Origin of the sequence: Enterobacter cloacae complex sp.6700776 (assembly GCF_048284255.1) — a bacterium.
Lineage (GTDB): Bacteria > Pseudomonadota > Gammaproteobacteria > Enterobacterales > Enterobacteriaceae > Enterobacter > Enterobacter intestinihominis.
In genome coordinates this window covers 131,784-150,899 of record NZ_JBLVYK010000002.1, presented here as the reverse complement: position 1 = coordinate 150,899, position 19,116 = coordinate 131,784, and the positions used below count along the sequence as shown (strand labels likewise).

The 19,116-nt window shown below is 52.6% G+C and carries 20 protein-coding genes, 1 tRNA gene and 1 pseudogene; 7 read left to right on the top strand and 15 right to left on the bottom strand.

Annotated elements, in window-relative coordinates:
• Positions 1–87 precede the first annotated feature (87 nt).
• Positions 88–732: a LysE family translocator gene (locus ACNQ0T_RS04745; RefSeq protein ID WP_417929686.1), complete on the top strand. Its 645-nt coding sequence runs from the start codon at positions 88–90 to the stop codon at positions 730–732.
• 21 nt (positions 733–753) lie between these two features.
• Here ACNQ0T_RS04745 and ACNQ0T_RS04740 read toward each other — a convergent pair whose 3' ends face one another.
• The 4 genes and pseudogenes from ACNQ0T_RS04740 to ACNQ0T_RS04725 all read right to left on the bottom strand — a co-directional run bounded on the left by ACNQ0T_RS04740 (position 754) and on the right by ACNQ0T_RS04725 (position 3,136).
• Positions 754–1,110 carry a putative T6SS immunity periplasmic lipoprotein gene (locus ACNQ0T_RS04740; RefSeq protein ID WP_038416652.1) on the bottom strand — a complete coding sequence of 119 codons (357 nt, stop codon included), beginning with the start codon at positions 1,108–1,110 and terminating at the stop codon, positions 754–756.
• A pseudogene (locus tag ACNQ0T_RS04735) lies at positions 1,049–1,279 on the bottom strand (hypothetical protein); the annotation flags it as partial. The gene ACNQ0T_RS04740 and the pseudogene ACNQ0T_RS04735, both read right to left, overlap by 62 nt.
• Positions 1,280–1,448: 169 nt before the next feature.
• Positions 1,449–1,763: a hypothetical protein gene (locus ACNQ0T_RS04730; protein WP_417929685.1), complete on the bottom strand. Its 315-nt coding sequence runs from the start codon at positions 1,761–1,763 to the stop codon at positions 1,449–1,451.
• A 956-nt stretch (positions 1,764–2,719) separates the two neighbouring features.
• A complete protein-coding gene (locus ACNQ0T_RS04725; RefSeq protein WP_223862065.1) occupies positions 2,720–3,136 on the bottom strand; it encodes a recombinase family protein in 417 nt (138 codons plus the stop codon).
• A gap of 240 nt (positions 3,137–3,376) precedes the next feature.
• Here ACNQ0T_RS04725 and ACNQ0T_RS04720 point away from each other — a divergent pair, with 240 nt between their 5' ends.
• A complete protein-coding gene (locus ACNQ0T_RS04720; RefSeq protein ID WP_336196307.1) occupies positions 3,377–4,183 on the top strand; it encodes a DUF4225 domain-containing protein in 807 nt (268 codons plus the stop codon).
• Here the strand turns inward: ACNQ0T_RS04720 and ACNQ0T_RS04715 are convergent.
• The 3 genes from ACNQ0T_RS04715 to actS form a co-directional block, all read right to left on the bottom strand.
• Positions 4,180–4,494: a hypothetical protein gene (locus ACNQ0T_RS04715; protein WP_417929683.1), complete on the bottom strand. Its 315-nt coding sequence runs from the start codon at positions 4,492–4,494 to the stop codon at positions 4,180–4,182. The genes ACNQ0T_RS04720 and ACNQ0T_RS04715 overlap by 4 nt on opposite strands.
• Before the next feature lie 584 nt (positions 4,495–5,078).
• Positions 5,079–5,152: transfer RNA gene (locus tag ACNQ0T_RS04710), tRNA-Gly, on the bottom strand.
• A gap of 80 nt (positions 5,153–5,232) precedes the next feature.
• Positions 5,233–5,973: an amidase activator ActS gene (actS, locus tag ACNQ0T_RS04705; protein WP_332951874.1), complete on the bottom strand. Its 741-nt coding sequence runs from the start codon at positions 5,971–5,973 to the stop codon at positions 5,233–5,235.
• A 163-nt stretch (positions 5,974–6,136) separates the two neighbouring features.
• On the opposite strand from actS, the gene idi reads away from it, so the two are divergent.
• On the top strand, positions 6,137–6,679 hold the full coding sequence (gene idi / locus ACNQ0T_RS04700) for an isopentenyl-diphosphate Delta-isomerase (RefSeq protein WP_032676492.1): 543 nt from the start codon (positions 6,137–6,139) through the stop codon (positions 6,677–6,679).
• A 48-nt stretch (positions 6,680–6,727) separates the two neighbouring features.
• On the opposite strand, the gene lysS is transcribed toward idi, so the two are convergent.
• From lysS to xerD, 5 genes are all read right to left on the bottom strand, one after another.
• Positions 6,728–8,245, bottom strand: a complete 1,518-nt coding sequence (gene lysS, locus ACNQ0T_RS04695) for a lysine--tRNA ligase (RefSeq protein ID WP_022649302.1) — start codon at positions 8,243–8,245, stop codon at positions 6,728–6,730.
• Positions 8,246–8,254: 9 nt separating this feature from the next.
• Positions 8,255–9,353 (bottom strand): peptide chain release factor 2 gene (gene prfB / locus ACNQ0T_RS04690; protein ID WP_096147815.1). Its coding sequence is split into 2 segments (ribosomal slippage): positions 8,255–9,277 and positions 9,279–9,353, totalling 1,098 coding nucleotides; the frame shifts between segments, so codons are not numbered across the junction.
• Positions 9,354–9,443: 90 nt separating this feature from the next.
• Entirely contained in the window at positions 9,444–11,177 is a 1,734-nt protein-coding gene (gene recJ, locus ACNQ0T_RS04685) for a single-stranded-DNA-specific exonuclease RecJ (RefSeq protein WP_417929681.1), read from the bottom strand.
• Positions 11,178–11,182: 5 nt separating this feature from the next.
• On the bottom strand, positions 11,183–11,896 hold the full coding sequence (gene dsbC, locus ACNQ0T_RS04680) for a bifunctional protein-disulfide isomerase/oxidoreductase DsbC (RefSeq protein ID WP_022649304.1): 714 nt from the start codon (positions 11,894–11,896) through the stop codon (positions 11,183–11,185).
• Positions 11,897–11,924: 28 nt separating this feature from the next.
• Positions 11,925–12,821 (bottom strand): site-specific tyrosine recombinase XerD, encoded by an 897-nt coding sequence (xerD, locus tag ACNQ0T_RS04675; protein WP_003863442.1) that lies wholly within the window; start codon positions 12,819–12,821, stop codon positions 11,925–11,927.
• A 101-nt stretch (positions 12,822–12,922) separates the two neighbouring features.
• Between xerD and fldB the strand changes: the two genes are divergently transcribed.
• On the top strand, positions 12,923–13,444 hold the full coding sequence (gene fldB / locus ACNQ0T_RS04670) for a flavodoxin FldB (protein WP_015571793.1): 522 nt from the start codon (positions 12,923–12,925) through the stop codon (positions 13,442–13,444).
• 1 nt (position 13,445) lies between these two features.
• On the opposite strand, the gene ACNQ0T_RS04665 is transcribed toward fldB, so the two are convergent.
• Together ACNQ0T_RS04665 and sdhE are read right to left on the bottom strand one after the other, a co-directional pair.
• Positions 13,446–13,856 carry a protein YgfX gene (locus ACNQ0T_RS04665; protein ID WP_417929679.1) on the bottom strand — a complete coding sequence of 137 codons (411 nt, stop codon included), beginning with the start codon at positions 13,854–13,856 and terminating at the stop codon, positions 13,446–13,448.
• On the bottom strand, positions 13,837–14,103 hold the full coding sequence (sdhE, locus tag ACNQ0T_RS04660; RefSeq protein ID WP_003863437.1) for an FAD assembly factor SdhE: 267 nt from the start codon (positions 14,101–14,103) through the stop codon (positions 13,837–13,839). Before sdhE ends, ACNQ0T_RS04665 begins: the two co-directional genes overlap by 20 nt.
• A gap of 294 nt (positions 14,104–14,397) precedes the next feature.
• Between sdhE and ygfZ the strand changes: the two genes are divergently transcribed.
• Positions 14,398–15,378, top strand: coding sequence for a tRNA-modifying protein YgfZ (gene ygfZ / locus ACNQ0T_RS04655; RefSeq protein WP_417929677.1), 981 nt, complete (start codon positions 14,398–14,400; stop codon positions 15,376–15,378).
• Positions 15,379–15,898: 520 nt separating this feature from the next.
• On the opposite strand, the gene trhA is transcribed toward ygfZ, so the two are convergent.
• Positions 15,899–16,558, bottom strand: a complete 660-nt coding sequence (gene trhA, locus ACNQ0T_RS04650) for a PAQR family membrane homeostasis protein TrhA (protein ID WP_022649307.1) — start codon at positions 16,556–16,558, stop codon at positions 15,899–15,901.
• Positions 16,559–16,824: 266 nt separating this feature from the next.
• Here trhA and ACNQ0T_RS04645 point away from each other — a divergent pair, with 266 nt between their 5' ends.
• Both ACNQ0T_RS04645 and bglA read left to right on the top strand, forming a co-directional pair.
• Positions 16,825–17,556, top strand: a complete 732-nt coding sequence (locus tag ACNQ0T_RS04645; protein WP_022649308.1) for a MurR/RpiR family transcriptional regulator — start codon at positions 16,825–16,827, stop codon at positions 17,554–17,556.
• Positions 17,557–17,672: 116 nt separating this feature from the next.
• The gene (bglA, locus tag ACNQ0T_RS04640) at positions 17,673–19,106 is read left to right on the top strand and encodes a 6-phospho-beta-glucosidase BglA (protein WP_022649309.1); all 1,434 of its coding nucleotides are present in this window, start codon (positions 17,673–17,675) and stop codon (positions 19,104–19,106) included.
• Positions 19,107–19,116: the final 10 nt, after the last annotated feature.

Sequence of the window (19,116 nt, the reverse complement as noted above, 5' to 3'; positions counted from 1 at the left end):
AGCAGACTAAAAGCATATAAAATCACCTTTTACGCATAAAAATTCAGTGTTAGCATGGAGGTACATAATTTTTTTCTGGAGATGGCTATGCTGGACATAACTCATTTTGGGCTTTTCGCCCTATCTGTATTTCTCCTTTCCGTTACACCTGGGCCTGATATAGCCTACGTGGTAGGTCAAAGCGTGGTTAATGGAAGACGAGCGGGAATTATCTCTGCCGCTGGAGTAGCATTAGGTAGTTGCACACATGCAATTGCAAGCGCTGTGGGATTAACCGCGTTGATAACAGCATCTCCGATGATGTTCACCATCATTAAGTCTCTCGGTGCGGCTTATCTGATGTATCTCGGTAGTAAGATGATTTGGGGAACGCTGACAAAGCAAACCACGAATCACAACGAAGCTGAACGTGTTAAGGCAAAAGCGACTCTGACGAGTCTACTTACTAAAGGTTTCATAACTACCTTAACCAACCCGAAGGTACTGTTATTCTTCATCTCCTTTTTCCCTCAATTCGTTGCGCCTGGAAGCGAGCACCAGACATCTTCTTTTCTACTCCTGGGAATGACCTACGCATTGATCGCTTTTATGACTGATTTAACGTTCGCCGTACTTGCAGGTAGTGCAGCCGGAACCGTTTCGCAAAACAGAAGGTTGCAGAAAATACTGGATAGAATTGTTGGTGTAACATTCATTGGATTAGGGCTCAGGTTGGCGTTTACACGCCGTTAAGAATATGGGGCGTTCAGCCCCTTATTCTTTGGGATAAGAAAATACAGCAGTGACTAAATGTGACCCTGATTTATCAGATTGGACGTCATACGCGAAGTTATACCGCTCTCCAGGTGTAAACTTAAATCCGAACACAGGAAGACACCCGCCCTTTTGAACATACACGGGCTTGTCATCAAAAATCTTGTGAAGAGAGTCGCTATTATCACTGTTAATTTGGATAGCAGTGATCCGTTCCTGTGGCTCCAGTGGTGACACGACACAAACTTGATTATCTTTGATTAATGCCGTTGAAGATTCACGATCTACCATTCGATCACCAGGCCCAGGGCATCCCGTTAAGATGAACACAACACCCAGCAACATTTTGTACTTCATGTTTAACGCCCCTGTACATCCCCATGCACCCAGGCCTTTGATAATAAGACCACTTACTAATCCCATAAACCAGCAGTAACCAGTGATCAGCTAAAATAGAGGCTTGCTGTTCAAGAGAGTAATCAGTGAGCTTTTCTTTATCCAGCCTGTAGGTATATTCAGCAGCCCAGTAGGACTTGCTCGAAAACTGGAGCCTGGAGATTATTCCGCTGGCTTTCACACGATTACTATCGCAATGTCAGCACAATAAGCACTCTTAAGATAACAATGAAGATTATCGGTTATGGCGTTAAAGCAAAAGTGATTTTCGACCTGTTAACAGCAGAAAATGGAACCCGTTAATCCTTTGTATTTTTTCGATAACGCCAGGATTTATAGGAAATTACCGGCGGCTGTGCGAAGGACATAATGGCAACCCCAAAGATCATCGCCAGCCCCCATGCAGCTGCTCTATCAGGTGAGCTGAAGACGAAAAGTAGCAGTAGGGTAAAGGTACACACAGCCACCACTCCCGCCAGGGTAACAAATCGTCTAGCGAGGTCATTTATGGCCTCTCCAGGCGTTCCTCCATATTTATCAATATTGCTTTTTATCTTCTGCAATTCGGGCTGCGTAAACCCTGAACGTAACAAAGCCTCATCAGTCACTTTCATATCGTCTCGTCCCTTATCTCCCAAAAGTGTTTTTCCAATCGCTGATTATGCAAGCAATCATAATGATGAACTTTACAGCAATCCAGCCGAAACTTTTCGGCAGATTCCATCTCCCCTTTCTTACTATCTGGGTGATGCAAGGACATTACGACAATGGTTGGTTTCGCTTTGCGAAAGTCAGAAGTACTTTGTATGGATTAACACTTAGTATTGATTCATGTACAAACTTTGCTAAAACCTCCCTACCCTCTGACAGAGGAAAGCCACTTACCTTCCTTCAGTGGTTTATGTCGGAATTTTTGACATGGTTTGATATGTCCGCGTCATGCTTCAATGGCACAATCAACGGCAACACCTGAGGCGGTCCAGACACCTGATCCGCTCCGAGTATTGATTATCCCCCCCGTTTTCATCTGAAAGTATCGACCATTCTCCGCGCTGGCTGAAGATTGGCAATCCTATACTGGTTTTCTGTGAAAATTAGGTGGATGATCTTTGCCACTGGCTATCCTGCGAACAAAATAGATTAAATGCACCTCAAATAGCCTATAATCCGTAGTTAATCATGCTGAAGTGGTCACTGAACGTACAAATCACAAGTCTGTACCTATGAGCGTTATGGTGTGGTGCATGCAGCAAAGCCAGTAATGGCGCGGCCTAGGCAGAACTACCATCTGTGGCGCAGCTTAACACAATCACCGATCCGCCCTTCTATACAGATAAATAATTTTCGTACAAAAACAACGAAAAACCCTCCATTTCTGGGCCTGTGAGAGCCTCTCAGCGGGACGCTGTGATATGGGTCTGTCAGTTTACAATTGTGAGGGGGATGACGAGCTGTAGAGCTTCTGGTGGAGCATACGGAGCTATTGGTGGTGGTGCTCGCGCTGGTGTGGATTTCAGGCAATAAAAAACCCCGCCGGAGCGAGGTCAAAGTGGGGATGTTTTAGAATTGTTCAGGCTTCGGCCTTAATGTTCATGACTGTTCTGGTGCTGACGTTGTGGCTTTCTGCGATTGCACGAATGGTTTTACCTGCTGCGAGTTCTGCTTTAATGGCTTCACGATCAATAGAGCGACCTTTGCCCCGTCCGGTGATCCTGCCTGCGGCTTTTGCTGCTTCGTAACCTTCACGCTGGCGCTCCAGCATCGTTTCACGTTCCATCTGTGCGACTGCTGCCAGTACGGTCAGCATCATATTACCTGCTGGAGAGTTCTTCCCGGTCTTAAAATCCTCTTTGTGGAACTGAACAACTACACCCCGTTCTGTTAACCGCTCAACCATTGCCAGCAAGTCAGCAGTGTTACGGCAAAGGCACAGGAAGACAGCGTTTCGCCTGTTGTAATAAAGCGAGGCAAATTGCAACGCAAGCAAAGTAGTGTAACGCAGTGATAACACCAGGATGTTTCATGCAGATCCAGTGAAATTATTAGGCGGCTAATCGATCCACTCAGCGGATCTATAATAGAGCCGGGGATATTTTAAGCAGGAGGATGTAAACTGGGAGGATAAAGAGACGGGACACCTACGGGGGCGGGTTGTGTAAGTATTTCCTGTTGTCTTCGACCTTATTGCACGTCAAATGACCAGACACATTTTGGAAAGGAGTCTTTAATGGATATTGCGTTGCTTAACAGGGGCTGGAACAGAACATGGTCAGATACCATGGTAAATCTGGAAGCCCGGAAACTCGTCGAAACTGCAAATCGGCTATCAGCATTCTATTTGCAAGATGGGATAACACGTATCAAGTTTGTCGAAGAGATAAGGCAGGTCGTAGAGAAAGAATTTGAAACTGCACGACGGGCCAAAACCGATGAAGAATGCATTGCATGCATCAAAAATCTGCGTGCCGAAACGGATAATCTGCAAGAACAAGAACGCCTGTTAAGAACCAGAGCCGCCCAACTTTATGCAAAGGTCGAGTTTGTCAGGGAAAACAATAAAATCGTCGGATACGTGATTTCGGCAATCCATATAGTGGTATCTGGAGCAGCATTATTTGGTGGGATGGTTATGATGTCCACTATGACCCCTGTTGGAGTTCTTGCAGGAGCAGTTTTATTTGTTGATGGTATTAACGGTATAACAAAAGAAGCAAGCCATCTTCGCTATGGTGAACAATCCAAATCGGAAGGAATTTTTGCTGATGGCGCAATGGAGACCGCGCAATTTATGGGGTTTAGCCCAAAAAGTGGATTAGCTCTTTATAATACGGTGACTCTAGGGGTGAGTGTCTATAGTATCTTCGGCTTAGCAAGGAAACCCGGAGCTTGGCGATTATTCCGTTGGCTGCCGCGTGATTACTACCGAAAAGTTGACACAATGAGCAAGCCTAAGCTAACGATGAAAATCGCTGGATATGGTGTCAAAGCGAAAGTCATTTTTGATCTTCTGGCTACTGATAACAGTACTAATTAAGATTTGTTCGCTCTACAGAATCGCCAAGATTTATAAGCAAGTACAGGCGGTTGTATAAAAATTGCAACCGCTGCGCCACAAGAAAGGCCAATAGCACCAGAGAAAACACTCTGCTCAGATGCGAACATCACAAGAAAAATGAATGCAGCAAGGCAACCGGATACAACCCACACGGCAAGAATAAATCGCCTAGCCAGGTCCCTGATTGCATTCCCCAACGTTCCACCATAGCTTTCAACGTTGTTCTTTATCTTCTTCAAATCCGATGGTGTAAAGCCAGAACTCAACAAAGCCTCATCAGTAACATCCATATTGTCCTCTCCGCATTTCTTAACTGGCAATGGCACACATAATCATAGTGATGAACTTTACAGTAATCCACATGATGTTTGTGCAATGTATCAGCTTTCAGACAATAGAAGCCATAAAGCCCCGTTAGTGGTAGAAGCAACAAGCGGAGCATAGCGACTGCAACAGGCCAACCTAGTTGGTTTCGCTTTGCGAAAGTCACCAGTGACCAAATCAGATTGTCAGGGGGATCACACCTTATCAGGGTGCTCGTGTACCTTTCGGAGCGTGAGCAAAGCGCTGGCAGAGCCGGATCTGTAGCTACACTATTCACCTGTTTACGTGGCTCATAGGGCCACACATCGGGCTTAAATGCGTGTGTTCAATCTGTTCGGGAGTTATGCCAGGTATGCGGCTTTTTGTTCGTTGTTGTACTATCGCGGTAAGAACCTGGAACCACCGCCAGCGTGAGGATATGTTCCCTTGTACCACAGACCTATCACGCGACAGGTACGGATATAGAACATTGGGTAGTTTTAGTTGTACCTGCTAAAGCAGAGCAACGTAACTAACTGATGAAATATAACTTCTTGATTTATGAGGAGACTGGAGCGGGCGAAGGGAATCGAACCCTCGTATAGAGCTTGGGAAGCTCTCGTTCTACCATTGAACTACGCCCGCTTTGAGGTGCGTAAGGCATTATAGACCTTACGCCTCTTCATACAAGCCTTTACCCCACTAAGTGGCGATTAAATAATCACTTAGCACTTCGGTTTACTGCCCTGCGCCGGAAGATAACGCTGCGGATCGATGGCCGTGGCCTTATAGCGAATCTGGAAATGCAGCTTCACCGTATCCGTCCCGGTACTGCCCATGGTCGCAATCTTCTGTCCCGCCTTCACGTTCTGGCCATTATTCACCAACATCGTGTCGTTATGCGCATATGCCGTAATGTAGTCCTCACCATGCTTAATCATGATCAGGTTACCGTATCCACGAAGCTGGTTACCGACATAGACCACCTTCCCGGCCCCTGAAGCGTAAACCGGCGTGCCGCGTGCGGCAGCGATATCAATACCTTTATTGCCCCCTTCCGAGAGCGAGTACGGCGCAACCACTTTTCCGCTTGCAGGCCAGATCCAGCAGCGCTGACCGACCGGCGGCCAGGATGATTTAGGCACCTGATAGGATGGCGTCACTTTGGCTGTTTTACGCGTTGAGGACTTTTTCCCTGAGGAGGAACCGCCGTTAACCTTGAGCTTTTGCCCTATCTCAATGGTATAGGGGGGAGAAATATTATTCAGGCGCGCCAGCTCCTTCACGCTGGTCCCCGTGGCACGTGAGATGCGGTAGAGCGTGTCCCCGCGCTTAACGGTATAGACGGCACCGGAATAACTGCCCATATCCGAAGATTTACTCCCCGAGCATCCTGCTATAAGTAGCGTCAGCGTCAGGCAGAAAACGGCAATGATCGGGTTTCTCGTCAGGCTTCCTGCAAACAAAACAGCTCCTCGGTCAGCGTGAATGGCGCACTATGATAGCAGCCCAAACTGATGCGGGTCATGCCCTTTTCCGCTCTGTGGGCCAAACCGTTCGCATAAGAATGCAGTATAATAATTCCGCTGATGGTGCTGAACCATTAAGCATTATGGCACTGGAGCATCAATGAGTATTCAAGAACACGTTATTTTGGTAAATGACCAGGGAAAGGTGATTGGCACTCAGGAGAAGTACGCCGCGCACACGTCACACACCCCGCTTCACCTGGCCTTCTCTTCATGGCTGTTTAACGCTAACGGAGAATGTCTGATTACCCGGCGCGCCTTAAGTAAAAAAGCCTGGCCCGGCGTGTGGACCAACTCCGTTTGCGGACATCCACAGGCCGACGAAGCGACAGAGCAGGCGATTATCCGCCGCTGCCGCTTTGAAGTCGGCGCCGAAATCATAGACATCACTCCCGTTGCCCCGGAGTTCCGCTACCGTGAAGCCGACCCTTCAGGGATCGTTGAAAACGAAATCTGCCCGGTCTATGCCGCACGCGTAACGAATACCCTCGCAATCAATAGCGACGAAGTGATGGAGTATCAGTGGGTGGAGCTGGACGCGCTCTTCCGCGCGCTAGACGCCACACCGTGGGCATTTAGTCCCTGGATGGTGCAGGAAGCGAACACTGCGCGCGAAAAACTCAGCGCTTTTGCGGCGCAATAAAAAAGCCCCGGCGATGAACGCACGGGGCTTTTTTTACGACTTAACGGCTTATTTCACCGGACGCATCGCCGGGAACAGGATCACGTCGCGGATGGTGTGGCTGTTGGTAAACAGCATCACCATACGGTCGATACCAATACCCAGGCCAGCCGTCGGCGGCAGGCCGTGTTCCAGCGCGGTTACGTAGTCTTCGTCGAAGAACATCGCTTCGTCGTCGCCTGCCGCTTTCGCGTTAACCTGATCCTGGAAACGCTGCGCCTGATCTTCTGCATCGTTCAGCTCGCTAAAGCCGTTACCGATTTCGCGGCCACCGATGAAGAATTCGAAGCGGTCAGTGATTTCCGGGTTCTCGTCATTACGACGCGCCAGCGGAGACACTTCCGCCGGGTATTCGGTGATGAAGGTCGGCTGAATCAGGTGCGCTTCGGCCACTTCTTCGAAGATCTCGGTCACGATACGGCCCAGACCCCAGCTCTTCTCAACCTTAATACCGATGCTTTCAGCGATCGCTTTCGCAGAGTCGAAGTTATCCAGATCCGCCATATTGGTTTCCGGACGGTATTTCTTGATCGCTTCGCGCATGGTCAGTTTTTCGAACGGCTTGCCGAAGTCGAACACTTCTTCACCGTAAGGGACCTGCGTGGTGCCCAGAATATCCTGCGCCAGGGTACGGAACAGGGATTCGGTCAGCTCGATCAGATCTTTGTAATCCGCATACGCCATATAGAGTTCCATCATGGTGAACTCTGGGTTATGACGTACGGAAATACCTTCGTTACGGAAGTTACGGTTGATCTCGAACACGCGGTCGAAACCACCGACCACCAGACGCTTCAGGTACAGTTCCGGCGCGATACGCAGGTACATGTCCAGGTCCAGGGCGTTGTGATGGGTGATGAACGGACGGGCAGAGGCACCGCCTGGGATCACCTGCATCATCGGGGTTTCTACTTCCATAAAGTCGCGGTTAACCATGAACTGGCGAATACCGGCCATGATCTGGGAGCGAATTTTGAAGGTCTTACGGGATTCATCATTAGAGATGAGATCCAGGTAGCGCTGACGATAGCGCGCTTCCTGATCCTGCAAACCGTGGAACTTGTCCGGCAGCGGGCGCAGGGCTTTGGTCAGCAGACGCAGCTCGGTGCAGTGGATAGACAGTTCACCGGTCTTGGTTTTGAACAGTTTACCTTTAGCGCCCAGGATGTCGCCCAGGTCCCACTTCTTGAACTGCTCGTTGTAGATGCCTTCCGGCAGGTCGTCACGAGAGACATACAGCTGAATGCGGCCACCAACGTCCTGTAAGGTCACGAAGGAGGCTTTACCCATGATACGTCGGGTCATCATGCGGCCCGCCACGGACACTTCAACGTTCAGCGCTTCAAGCTCTTCGTTCTCTTTACCGTCGAAGTCTGCGTGCAGTTGGTCTGAGGTGTGGTCACGACGAAAATCGTTCGGGAACGGCACGCCCTGCTCGCGCAGCGCTGCCAGCTTCTCGCGGCGGGTTTTCAGTTCGTTATTAAGATCGACTACCGCGTCAGCGCCCTGTGATTGTTGTTCAGACATGTTGGTTCCTCATAACCCTGCTTTCAAACTTGCTTCGATAAATTGATCCAGGCTGCCGTCCAGCACCGCCTGCGTGTTACGGGTTTCAACCCCGGTACGCAGGTCTTTGATGCGGGAGTCATCAAGGACGTAAGAACGGATCTGGCTGCCCCAGCCGATGTCGGACTTGTTGTCTTCCATCGCCTGCTTCTCAGCATTTTTCTTCTGCATCTCCAGCTCATAAAGCTTCGCTTTCATCTGCTTCATGGCCTGGTCTTTGTTCTTATGCTGGGAACGGTCGTTCTGGCACTGTGTTACCAGCCCGGTTGGAATGTGGGTAATACGCACCGCAGATTCCGTACGGTTAACGTGCTGACCGCCCGCGCCGGATGCGCGGTACACGTCGATGCGCAGGTCAGCCGGGTTGATGTCGATATCGATATCCTCATCCACTTCCGGGTAGACAAACGCGGAGCTGAAGGAGGTGTGGCGACGGCCACCGGAATCGAACGGGCTCTTACGCACCAGGCGGTGAACGCCGGTTTCAGTACGCAGCCAGCCGTAGGCGTAATCGCCAATAATCTTAATGGTGACGGACTTGATACCCGCCACTTCACCTTCGGACTCTTCGATAATCTCGGTTTTGAAACCGCGCGCTTCTGCCCAGCGCAGATACATACGCATCAGCATGCTGGCCCAGTCCTGCGCTTCGGTACCGCCAGAGCCTGCCTGAATATCGAGATAGCAGTCAGCGCTATCGTATTCGCCGGAGAACATGCGACGGAATTCCAGCTGCGCCAGCTTCTCTTCCAGCACGTCGAGCTCTGCCACGGCTTCGTTAAAGGTTTCTTCGTCGTCGGCTTCGACAGCCAGCTCCAGCAGCCCAGAAACATCTTCCAGACCCTGCGCCATTTGATCCAGCGTATCTACGATGGCTTCGAGGGAGGAACGTTCTTTACCCAGCGCCTGCGCGCGTTCAGGTTCGTTCCAGACGTCCGGCTGTTCCAGCTCGGCGTTTACTTCTTCGAGACGCTCTTTCTTGGCATCGTAGTCAAAGATACCCCCTAAGAACGTCAGAGCGCTCCGTGAGGTCCTGAATGCGGTTTTTTACCGGATTAATTTCAAACATGGTCTGTTTTCTTTTATGAGCTTGTCAAAATGCGGTGATAAGAGCGGGATTGTACCGAATCCACGCCCTTTTTTATAGAGATTACTGACGCTAAATTGGCCAGATATTGTCGATGATGATCTGAAGGGTGCGGTTACCGCGGAACTCGTTAATATCCAGCTTATAGGCCAGCTCAACCTCGCGCACGCCGTTGTCCGGCCAGATGGAGGTATCAACGTTAAAGGCGATGCCGTCGAGCAGCGGCCCGCCGCCGACCGGTTCCACCATCACTTTGAGATGGCGTTCGCCCACGATGCGCTGTTGCAGCAAACGAAAACGTCCGTCGAAAAGCGGCTCCGGGAACATCTGCCCCCACGGGCCGGCATCGCGCAGCATCTGCGCCACCTCCATGGTCATTTCAGCCGGAGAAAGCTCGCCGTCAGAAACCACTTCACCCTGCAACAGAGACGGATCGATCCACTCGGTGACCAGTTCGCCAAACAGACGCTGGAACTCCTCGAACTTCGCCTCTTCCAGCGACAGGCCTGCCGCCATCGCGTGACCGCCGAACTTAATCATCAACCCCGGATGCAGCGTGTCGAGACGCTCCAGCGCATCGCGCATATGCAGCCCCTGAATGGAACGACCGGAGCCTTTCAGCGTGCCGTCCCCGGCGGGGGCGAACGCGATCACCGGGCGGTGGAAACGCTCTTTAATGCGCGACGCCAGAATGCCCACCACGCCCTGGTGCCATTCGGGGTGATACATCGCCAGCCCACCCGGCAGGTTATCGCCGCTGCGCTCCAGCTTTTCGCACAGGGTCAGCGCTTCGGCCTGCATCCCCTGCTCAATCTCTTTACGGGTCTGGTTGAGTGCGTCCAGCTCACTGGCCAGCACGCGCGCTTCGCCGATGTTGTCGCACAGGAGCAGCGCAACGCCAACCGACATATCGTCCAGCCGCCCCGCCGCGTTCAGGCGCGGGCCGAGGGCAAAACCCAAATCGCTTGCCGCAAGCTTCAGCGGATCGCGGTTGGCAATTTCCAGCAGCGCCTTGATCCCCGGACGGCATTTGCCCGCCCGAATGCGGCTCAAGCCCTGCCAGGTGAGAATACGGTTATTGGTATCGAGCGGCACCACGTCCGCCACGGTTCCCAGCGCCACCAGATCGAGATACTCCGCAAGATTCGGCACGGCAATCCCGCGCGATTCGAACCAGCCCTTATCACGCAGCAACGTGCGTAACGCCAGCATCAGATAAAACGCCACCCCTACTCCGGCCAGCGATTTCGACGGGAAATCGCAGTCGCGCAGGTTCGGGTTAATGATGGCTTCGGCGTCTGGCAGGGTTTCTCCTGGCAGGTGGTGATCGGTGACCAGTACCGGGATCCTCAGCGCATGGGCATGATCGACCCCCGCATGAGAAGAGATCCCGTTATCCACGGTCATGATCATCTGTGCACCACGGGCATGGGCCTGATCGACCACTTCCGGGCTGAGGCCGTAGCCGTCTTCAAACCGGTTCGGCACCAGGTAAGCCACGTTATCGCAGCCCAGCGCACGCAGGCTGAGTACGCTCAGCGCGGTACTGGTTGCGCCGTCGGCATCGAAATCGCCCACCACGACAATCCGCGTCCCGTCACGGAACGCGTCGTAGAGCATTTCAGTCGCTTTTTCGATGCCACTCAGCGCTTGCCAGGGCAGCATGCCTTTAACGCTGCGCTCAAGATCGCTTGCCGTACGCACGCCACGGCTGGCGTACAACCGCTTTAACAGCAGCGGAAGCGTATCTGGTAAATCCGCGGTTTCAATCGCATCGCGGCGGCGCAGTTTTATCGGGGCTTTCACGCGAATTATTTACCACCCGTCTGTTTCTGGTGTTCGTCGAGGAACGCTTTCATCTCTTTTGGCCCCTGGTAGCCCGGCACCACATAGCCGTTGCTCAGCACAATGGCTGGCGTACCGCTCACGCCAAACTGTACGCCCAGCGCGTAGTGGTTAGCGATGTCGATATCGCAGGAGGCGGGCTTCACGCCTTTACCGTTCATCGCATCATCAAAGGCCTTGTTGCGGTCTTTCGCACACCAGATCGCTTTCATATCCTGCTCAGGCTGACTCTGCACGCCAGCGCGTGGGAAGGCCAGGTAACGCACGGTAATGCCCAGCGCGTTGTAGTCTTTCATCTCTTCATGCAGCTTGTGGCAGTAGCCGCAGGTGATGTCGGTGAAGACGGTAATGACGTGCTTTTCCTGCGCCGCTTTGTAGACAATCATCTCTTTTTCGAGCGCATTCAGGTTTTTCATCAGTAGCTGGTTGGTGACGTTCACCGGCTGCGCACCGCTCACGTCGTACATTGGCCCCTGAATGATGTGCTTTCCGTCTTCGGTCACGTACAGCACGCCGCTGTTGGTCAGCACCGTTTTCATGCCAGCCACCGGCGCTGGTTGGATCTCGCTGCTGGCGACGCCGAGTTTCGTCAGAGACTGTTTAATGGCGGCATCATCCGCATGGGCAAAACCGGAAACCGAAGCTGCCAGCAGGGTGAACAGCGCTAAAGACTTTTTCATATATGATCCTGTAACAATTCGTCGGCACTCACGCGCGAGGGTGGTGCTGTTGGTGTAGCTGCCGCAGGCGTTCCGTCGCGACATGGGTGTATATTTGCGTCGTTGAAAGATCGCTGTGTCCAAGCAACATCTGCACCACGCGTAAATCCGCGCCGTGGTTTAACAGATGCGTCGCGAAGGCGTGACGCAAAACGTGCGGCGACAGCTTCTCACTGTCAATACCCGCCAGTGTGGCGTAATGTTTAATGCGATGCCAGAACGTTTGTCGCGTCATCTGCTGCGCGCGCTGGCTCGGGAATAATACATCTATGGAGACGCCGTTCAGCAGCCACGGACGCCCGTGTTCCAGATACGTCTCCAGCCAGTAGACTGCCTCTTCACCCAGCGGCACCAGCCGTTCTTTGTTCCCTTTACCGATAACGCGCACCACGCCCTGACGCAGGCTGATATCGCTCATCGTCAGGCCCACCAGCTCAGAAACGCGCAAGCCCGTGGCATACAATAGTTCAAGCATGGCTTTATCGCGTAACTCCAGCGGAAGGTCAACTGCGGGCGACTGTAATAATCTCTCAACTTGCGCTTCGCTGAGATCTTTTGGCAGCCGCTGAGGCAGTTTAGGCGATGCCAGCAGTGCGCTGGGATCATCCGCGCGGATCTTCTCGCGGTAAAGGTGCTGGAACAGGCGGCGCATGGCGCTCAGCAGACGTGCGGAGCTGGTGGCTTTGTACCCCCCTTCCATCCGCTCAGCCAGTAACCCTTGCAGGTCATCGCTTTGTGCGCTTTCAAGCGTCAGACCCCGGTGCGCCAGCCACTCGACCAGCAGAGTGAGATCCCGACGATAGGCGCTAAGCGTATTTTCAGCGAGGTTTTTCTCCAGCCACAGCGCGTCGAGAAACTGTTCGATGAGTGCGAGATCCTTTTCCACATCAACCCCTATGGTTCTGCAATCTGGCCATTATGCCTGATTGCCATCGGTTTCTGGTACACTACGCGCAAAGTCATAGCAAGAATTGAGATAGTTACGCGATGAATATTGGTCTGTTCTATGGTTCCAGCACCTGCTACACCGAAATGGCGGCGGAGAAAATTCGCGACATTATTGGCCCGGAACTGGTGACGTTGCATAACCTGAAAGATGACGCGGTTGCCTTGATGGAGCAGTACGATGTGCTGATTCTGGGTATCCCTACCTGGGACTTTGGTGAGATTCAGGAAGACTGGGAAGCCATCTGGGATCAGCTCGATTCAGTCAATTTTGAAGGCAAAATCATTGCGATGTACGGCATGGGCGACCAGTTGGGCTACGGGGAGTGGTTCCTTGACGCACTCGGCATGCTGCACGACAAACTGGCGCCAAAGGGCGCGACCTTTATCGGCTACTGGCCCACGGAAGGCTATGAGTTCACCAGTCAAAAACCGATTATTGCCGACGGTCAGCTGTTTGTCGGGCTCGCGCTGGATGAAACCAACCAGTACGATCTTAGCGACGAGCGCCTCCAGAGCTGGTGCGAGCAGATTCTGGGTGAGATGGCCGAGCAGTTCAGCTGATTTACTCCTGCGTCGGCTGTTGCACGATCAACCGGCGCAGATCTCGCCACTCCGCAGGATCCATACTGTCTGCTGCCAGCCACAGGTGCTGGCGACGATTGTCCTCGACCCGACGCAGCCGTAGCATCATCCCGGTGTTGAGCATCCACGGCGTCCCTATCATTTCCCACTCTTTTCCCTGCCAGCGCAGGAGAGAATCCATCAGCAGCTTAATTTCACCCTGACGGGCGTTGATTCGACGCTGGCTGCGCACGCTGTCAAACACTACAAACGACAGCAAAAGCAGCCACAGAGGGGTATAGCTTAGCGGCCACGGCACCAATAACACCATTGCCGCGACCAGACCGTGGAGCAGTAAGGACATCCACTGTGAGCGCCACGAGACGCGAAGATCAGATTGCCACAGGACCACGTTCCTGATTCCGTGTTTGAATTAATTGCACCATCCGTTGCAACTCGGTGTCGGCGGGCTTGCCGTGATTCATCAGCCAGTTGAATAAATCCGGATCGTCGGACTCAAGCAGACGGACAAACAGGCGCTTATCGTCATCGCTTAAGCTGTCGTACTCATACTCGAAGAAAGGCATGATGGAGATATCAAGTTCACGCATGCCGCGACGGCACGCCCAGTGAATACGGGCCTTGTTGTTAATATCCATGTTCTGTTTCCTGCATTACGTTTGGCACAGTCGGTATCCCGTTCGGTATTCATTATTGCTCTTCGGGAACACCTGCTAGTGTAACGTGTTTTTGACCGTTTCTTTACTGGAATATTGCGAACCTCGAGCAGGCTTCCTGAATAATCCTTATAAAGACAGCGGATTACACTATTTTGCGTAGCGCCACGCATAACCGCGTAATGGCACGAATGGCCTGCTGAAAGCGCTTGCATTGAATACAGTCTCTTTTACCATTAGGTATTATCAAAGCGTTAAGCAATTCAGGACATCACTATGGCATTTACACCATTTTCTCCTCGCCAGCCCGCCGCCTCTGCGCGTCTGCCGCTGACGCTGATTATTCTTGATGACTGGGCACTGGCGACACTGACCGGTGCGGACAGCGAAAAATACCTGCAAGGCCAGGTCACGGCGGACGTGGCGCAGTTGACTGAGCACCAGCATCTGCTGGCCGCGCATTGCGATCCAAAAGGCAAAATGTGGAGCAACCTGCGTCTGTTCCGCCGTCAGGACGGATTCGCCTTTATTGAGCGCCGCAGCCTGCGTGACGCCCAGCTTAAAGAGCTGAAAAAATACGCGGTCTTTTCTAAAGTCACCATCGCCCCGGACGATGAACACGTTCTGCTGGGGGTAGCGGGTTTCCAGGCGCGTGCAGCGCTGAAAAACCTGTTTGCCGAGCTACCGGATGCTGAAAAACAGCTGGTCAGCGAGGGAGCGACCTCCATTCTGTGGTTCGAACACCCGGCGGAGCGCTTCCTGCTGGTAACCGACGAAGCAACGGCGGAACGCGTCACTGACGCCCTGCGCGGTGAAGCACAGCTCAACAACAGCCAGCAGTGGCTGGCGCTGAACATCGAAGCGGGCCTGCCGGTTATTGACGCGGCAAACAGCGCGCAGTTTATCCCGCAGGCGACAAACATCCAGGCGCTGGGTGGTATCAGCTTTAAGAAGGGCTGCTACACCGGACAGGAAATGGTGGCGCGTGCGAAATTCCGCGGCGCGAACAAACGCGCCCTGTGGACGCTGGCTGGTCACGCCAGCCGTGTGCCGGAAGCGGGTGAAGATCTCGAGATGAAGATGGGCGAAAACTGGCGCCGTACCGGCACCGTGTTAGCCGCCGTCCAGCTCGATGATGGCCGCCTGCTGGTGCAGGTTGTCATGAATAATGATATGGAGCCCGACAGCGTGTTCCGCGTGCGGGACGATGCAAACACGCTCAGCATTGAGCCGCTGCCGTATTCACTGGAAGATTGATGCTGTATCGCCCGGTGTTGATATTCTCCCTCTCCCTGTGGGCTGAGGGATCCCCAGTAATTTGAAAGCAAAAGCGATAACGTTGCCTCAGAATAACTGAGGGCTTTCAGCGATGCCTCGGTCCGGCTGTAAATCGCTGAGGCGTTTCCTGTAGGCCGGGGCGAGGCGCAGGGATGCGCCGAGAGGGCGGGCTTTACAGGGATGTTACCTCCGCCCGTCCCCGATAAGCCGGAAGGAATAAGCCGAAGGCACCGCGAAGCGGCGATTTTCCGCCGGAAGCCCGGGTCGCCAGGGTGGTGGCGACTGAGCCACCCTGGCACGTTCACCGGTCATGTCGTTACAGAGTAGCAAGGAACATAAAGTGAACGGAATGACCACCACCGCCGTATGTTCCCCTCACCCTAACCCTCTCCCCGGAGGGGCGAGGGGATTGCTCAGTGCTCGCATTAATTTGTGGGGAACCCTCAGCCCTGTGGGAGAGGGTCGGGGTGAGGGCATCAGACCGCACCTTACAAAAAAACTACACCTGACCAACATACAGATAAATTGCCAGAAAGTGGCACACGCTGCCGCCCAGCACAAAGCCGTGCCAGATGGCATGGTTGTACGGGATACGCTTGCAGACGTAGAAAATCACGCCCAGCGAGTAGATCACTCCGCCCACCGCCAGAAGCGTCACGCCCCCCACCGCCAGCTTAATGGCTAACTGATACACCACAATCAGCGACAGCCAGCCCATTGTCAGATAGGTGACCAGCGACAACACTTTGAACCGGTGCGCGATGGTCAGCTTGAACAGGATCCCCAGCAGCGCCAGGCTCCAGATCACAATCATCAGGCCACGCGACAGCGGTGAGTTGAGCCCCACCAGCAAAAATGGCGTGTAAGTGCCTGCAATGAGAAGATAGATTGCGCAGTGGTCAAATTTCTTGAGCCATATCTTCGCCCGTTGATGCGGAATAGCGTGATACAGCGTTGAGGCAAGGAAAAGCAGGATCATACTCCCGCCATACAGGCTGTAGCTGGTAATGGCCATCGCGCTGGCGTTGGTATCTACCGCCTGCACCAACAGCAATACTAAGCCGACAATCCCAAACACCAGGCCAATGCCATGGCTTATACTGTTGGCTACTTCCTCAGCCAGCGAATACCCCTGTGCGATTAATGGTCTACTCACCATACTTAACTCCGGGAAAACAAAAGATGATTATTCATCGCCAGTCTATGCTAACTGAGAATGATTCCAGTGAACACCTGTTAGCTAAAATAAATCCGTAATCAATATTTATCCTTACAAATCAGTATAATACAAAATAAATCCACCGCACATGTGTAAATGATTTCATTAACACCTGAGTAATCAAGGAGATAAATCCGTCTCTCACCCTTCGTCATCATGGTATGCTTCAGGGATAGTGTCCGACAGCGAGTTTAGCCATTGTGAGTATGTTCAGCCATTCCGCCATTGCCAGCCTCAACAATCTGGAAATGATGGTCTACAACTATGTCATTAAGAACCGTGACAAAGTGATGTACATGACCATCCGCGAGCTGGCGGATGCGGCGGGAGTCTCTACCACTACTATCCTGCGCTTCTGCCGAAAGCTCAACTGCGAAGGCTACTCGGAATTTCGGGTGCGCTTTAAACTCTATCTGGAGCAGAACGAGCCCCAGCAGGCGAATTTTGGTGCCAGTGAAATTATCAGCTTCTTTAAAAGCGTAAATAACGAAGAGTTCGATGCGTTATTAGATAAAGCCGTCGATATTATTTTATCATCTGAACGAATTATTTTTGTTGGCGCAGGCACGTCCGGATCGCTGGCAAAATATGGCGCACGTTTCTTTTCAAATATCGGGAAATTCAGCAACCATATCGACGATCCTTATTTCCCGGTCACTAACGATATGGCTAAAAATGCGCTGGCCATTGTACTTTCCGTCTCCGGAGAAACCGAGGAAATCCTGCGCTTCGCCAGCCAGTTCAGCCTGCATCGCTGCAAGGTGCTCTCTGTCACCAGCCACGAACATTCTCGTCTCGCGAAGCTGGCGGACTTTAATCTCTCCTGGCATGTCCCCCAAACGCGCATAGGCGGCGTTTACGATATAACCACCCAAATTCCCGTCATCTATATTCTGGAATCATTAGGTCGGAAACTGGCGAAGAAATTAACAGAATAAAACATCCTGTTTTTTTGATGTGACAAATTACAATTTCCGCAAAATGTTATATCGTGACATTTATTTCCGCTTTGCTAGACTCGAAATCAATAAGTCCTGAATTGAGAATAGCAAAGATGAAAAAACTCACTTTACCGAAAGATTTTTTATGGGGCGGCGCGGTGGCGGCGCACCAGGTTGAAGGCGGCTGGAACAAAGGCGGCAAAGGGCCAAGCATTTGCGACGTGCTCACAGGCGGCGCACACGGCGTTCCGCGTGAAATCACGCAGGAAGTGATTGAAGGCAAATATTACCCGAACCACGAAGCCGTCGACTTTTACGGCCATTACAAAGAAGACATCAAGCTGTTTGCCGAGATGGGCTTCAAATGTTTCCGTACCTCTATCGCCTGGACGCGCATCTTCCCGAAAGGCGACGAAACTCAGCCAAACGAAGAGGGGCTGAAGTTTTACGACGACATGTTCGATGAACTGCTGAAGTACAACATCGAGCCGGTGATCACCCTCTCCCACTTTGAAATGCCGCTGCACCTCGTTCAGGAATACGGCGGATGGACCAACCGTAAAGTAGTCGATTTCTTTGTACGCTTCTCGGAAGTGGTATTTGAGCGCTACAAAAATAAGGTCAAATACTGGATGACCTTCAACGAAATCAACAACCAGCGCAACTGGCGTGCGCCGCTGTTCGGCTACTGCTGCTCTGGCGTGGTCTATACCGAGCACGACAACCCGGAAGAGACCATGTACCAGGTGCTGCACCACCAGTTCGTGGCCAGCGCGTTGGCGGTGAAAGCCGCCCGCCGCATTAACCCGGAGATGAAAGTCGGCTGCATGCTGGCGATGGTGGCGCTCTATCCGTACTCCTGCAAGCCAGAAGATGTCATGTTTGCTCAGGAATCCATGCGCGAGCGCTACGTCTTTACCGACGTACAGCTGCGCGGCTACTACCCGTCTTACGTGCTGAACGAGTGGGAACGCCGTGGCTTCTCCATCAAAATGGAAGCAGGCGACGAGCAGATCCTGCGTGAAGGCACCTGCGATTACTTAGGTTTCAGCTATTACATGACCAACGCGGTCAAAGCGGAAGGCGGCACCGGTGACGCCATTTCCGGCTTCGAGGGCAGCGTGCCGAACCCACACGTCAAGGCGTCCGACTGGGGCTGGCAGATTGACCCTGTGGGCCTGCGTTATTCACTGTGTGAACTGTACGAGCGCTACCAGAAGCCGCTGTTTATCGTGGAAAATGGTTTCGGCGCCTACGACAAGGTGGAAGAGGACGGCAGCATCAACGATGACTACCGCATCGACTACCTGCGCGCCCATGTGGAAGAGATGATGAAGGCGGTGACCTGGGACGGTGTGGATCTGATGGGCTACACCCCGTGGGGCTGCATCGACTGCGTCTCCTTCACCACCGGCCAGTACAGCAAGCGCTACGGCTTTATCTACGTCAACAAGCACGACGACGGCACCGGTGACATGTCCCGCTCCCGTAAGAAGAGCTTTGAGTGGTATAAAACCGTCATTGCCAGCAACGGCGAAACGCTGTAATGGCTTGCCC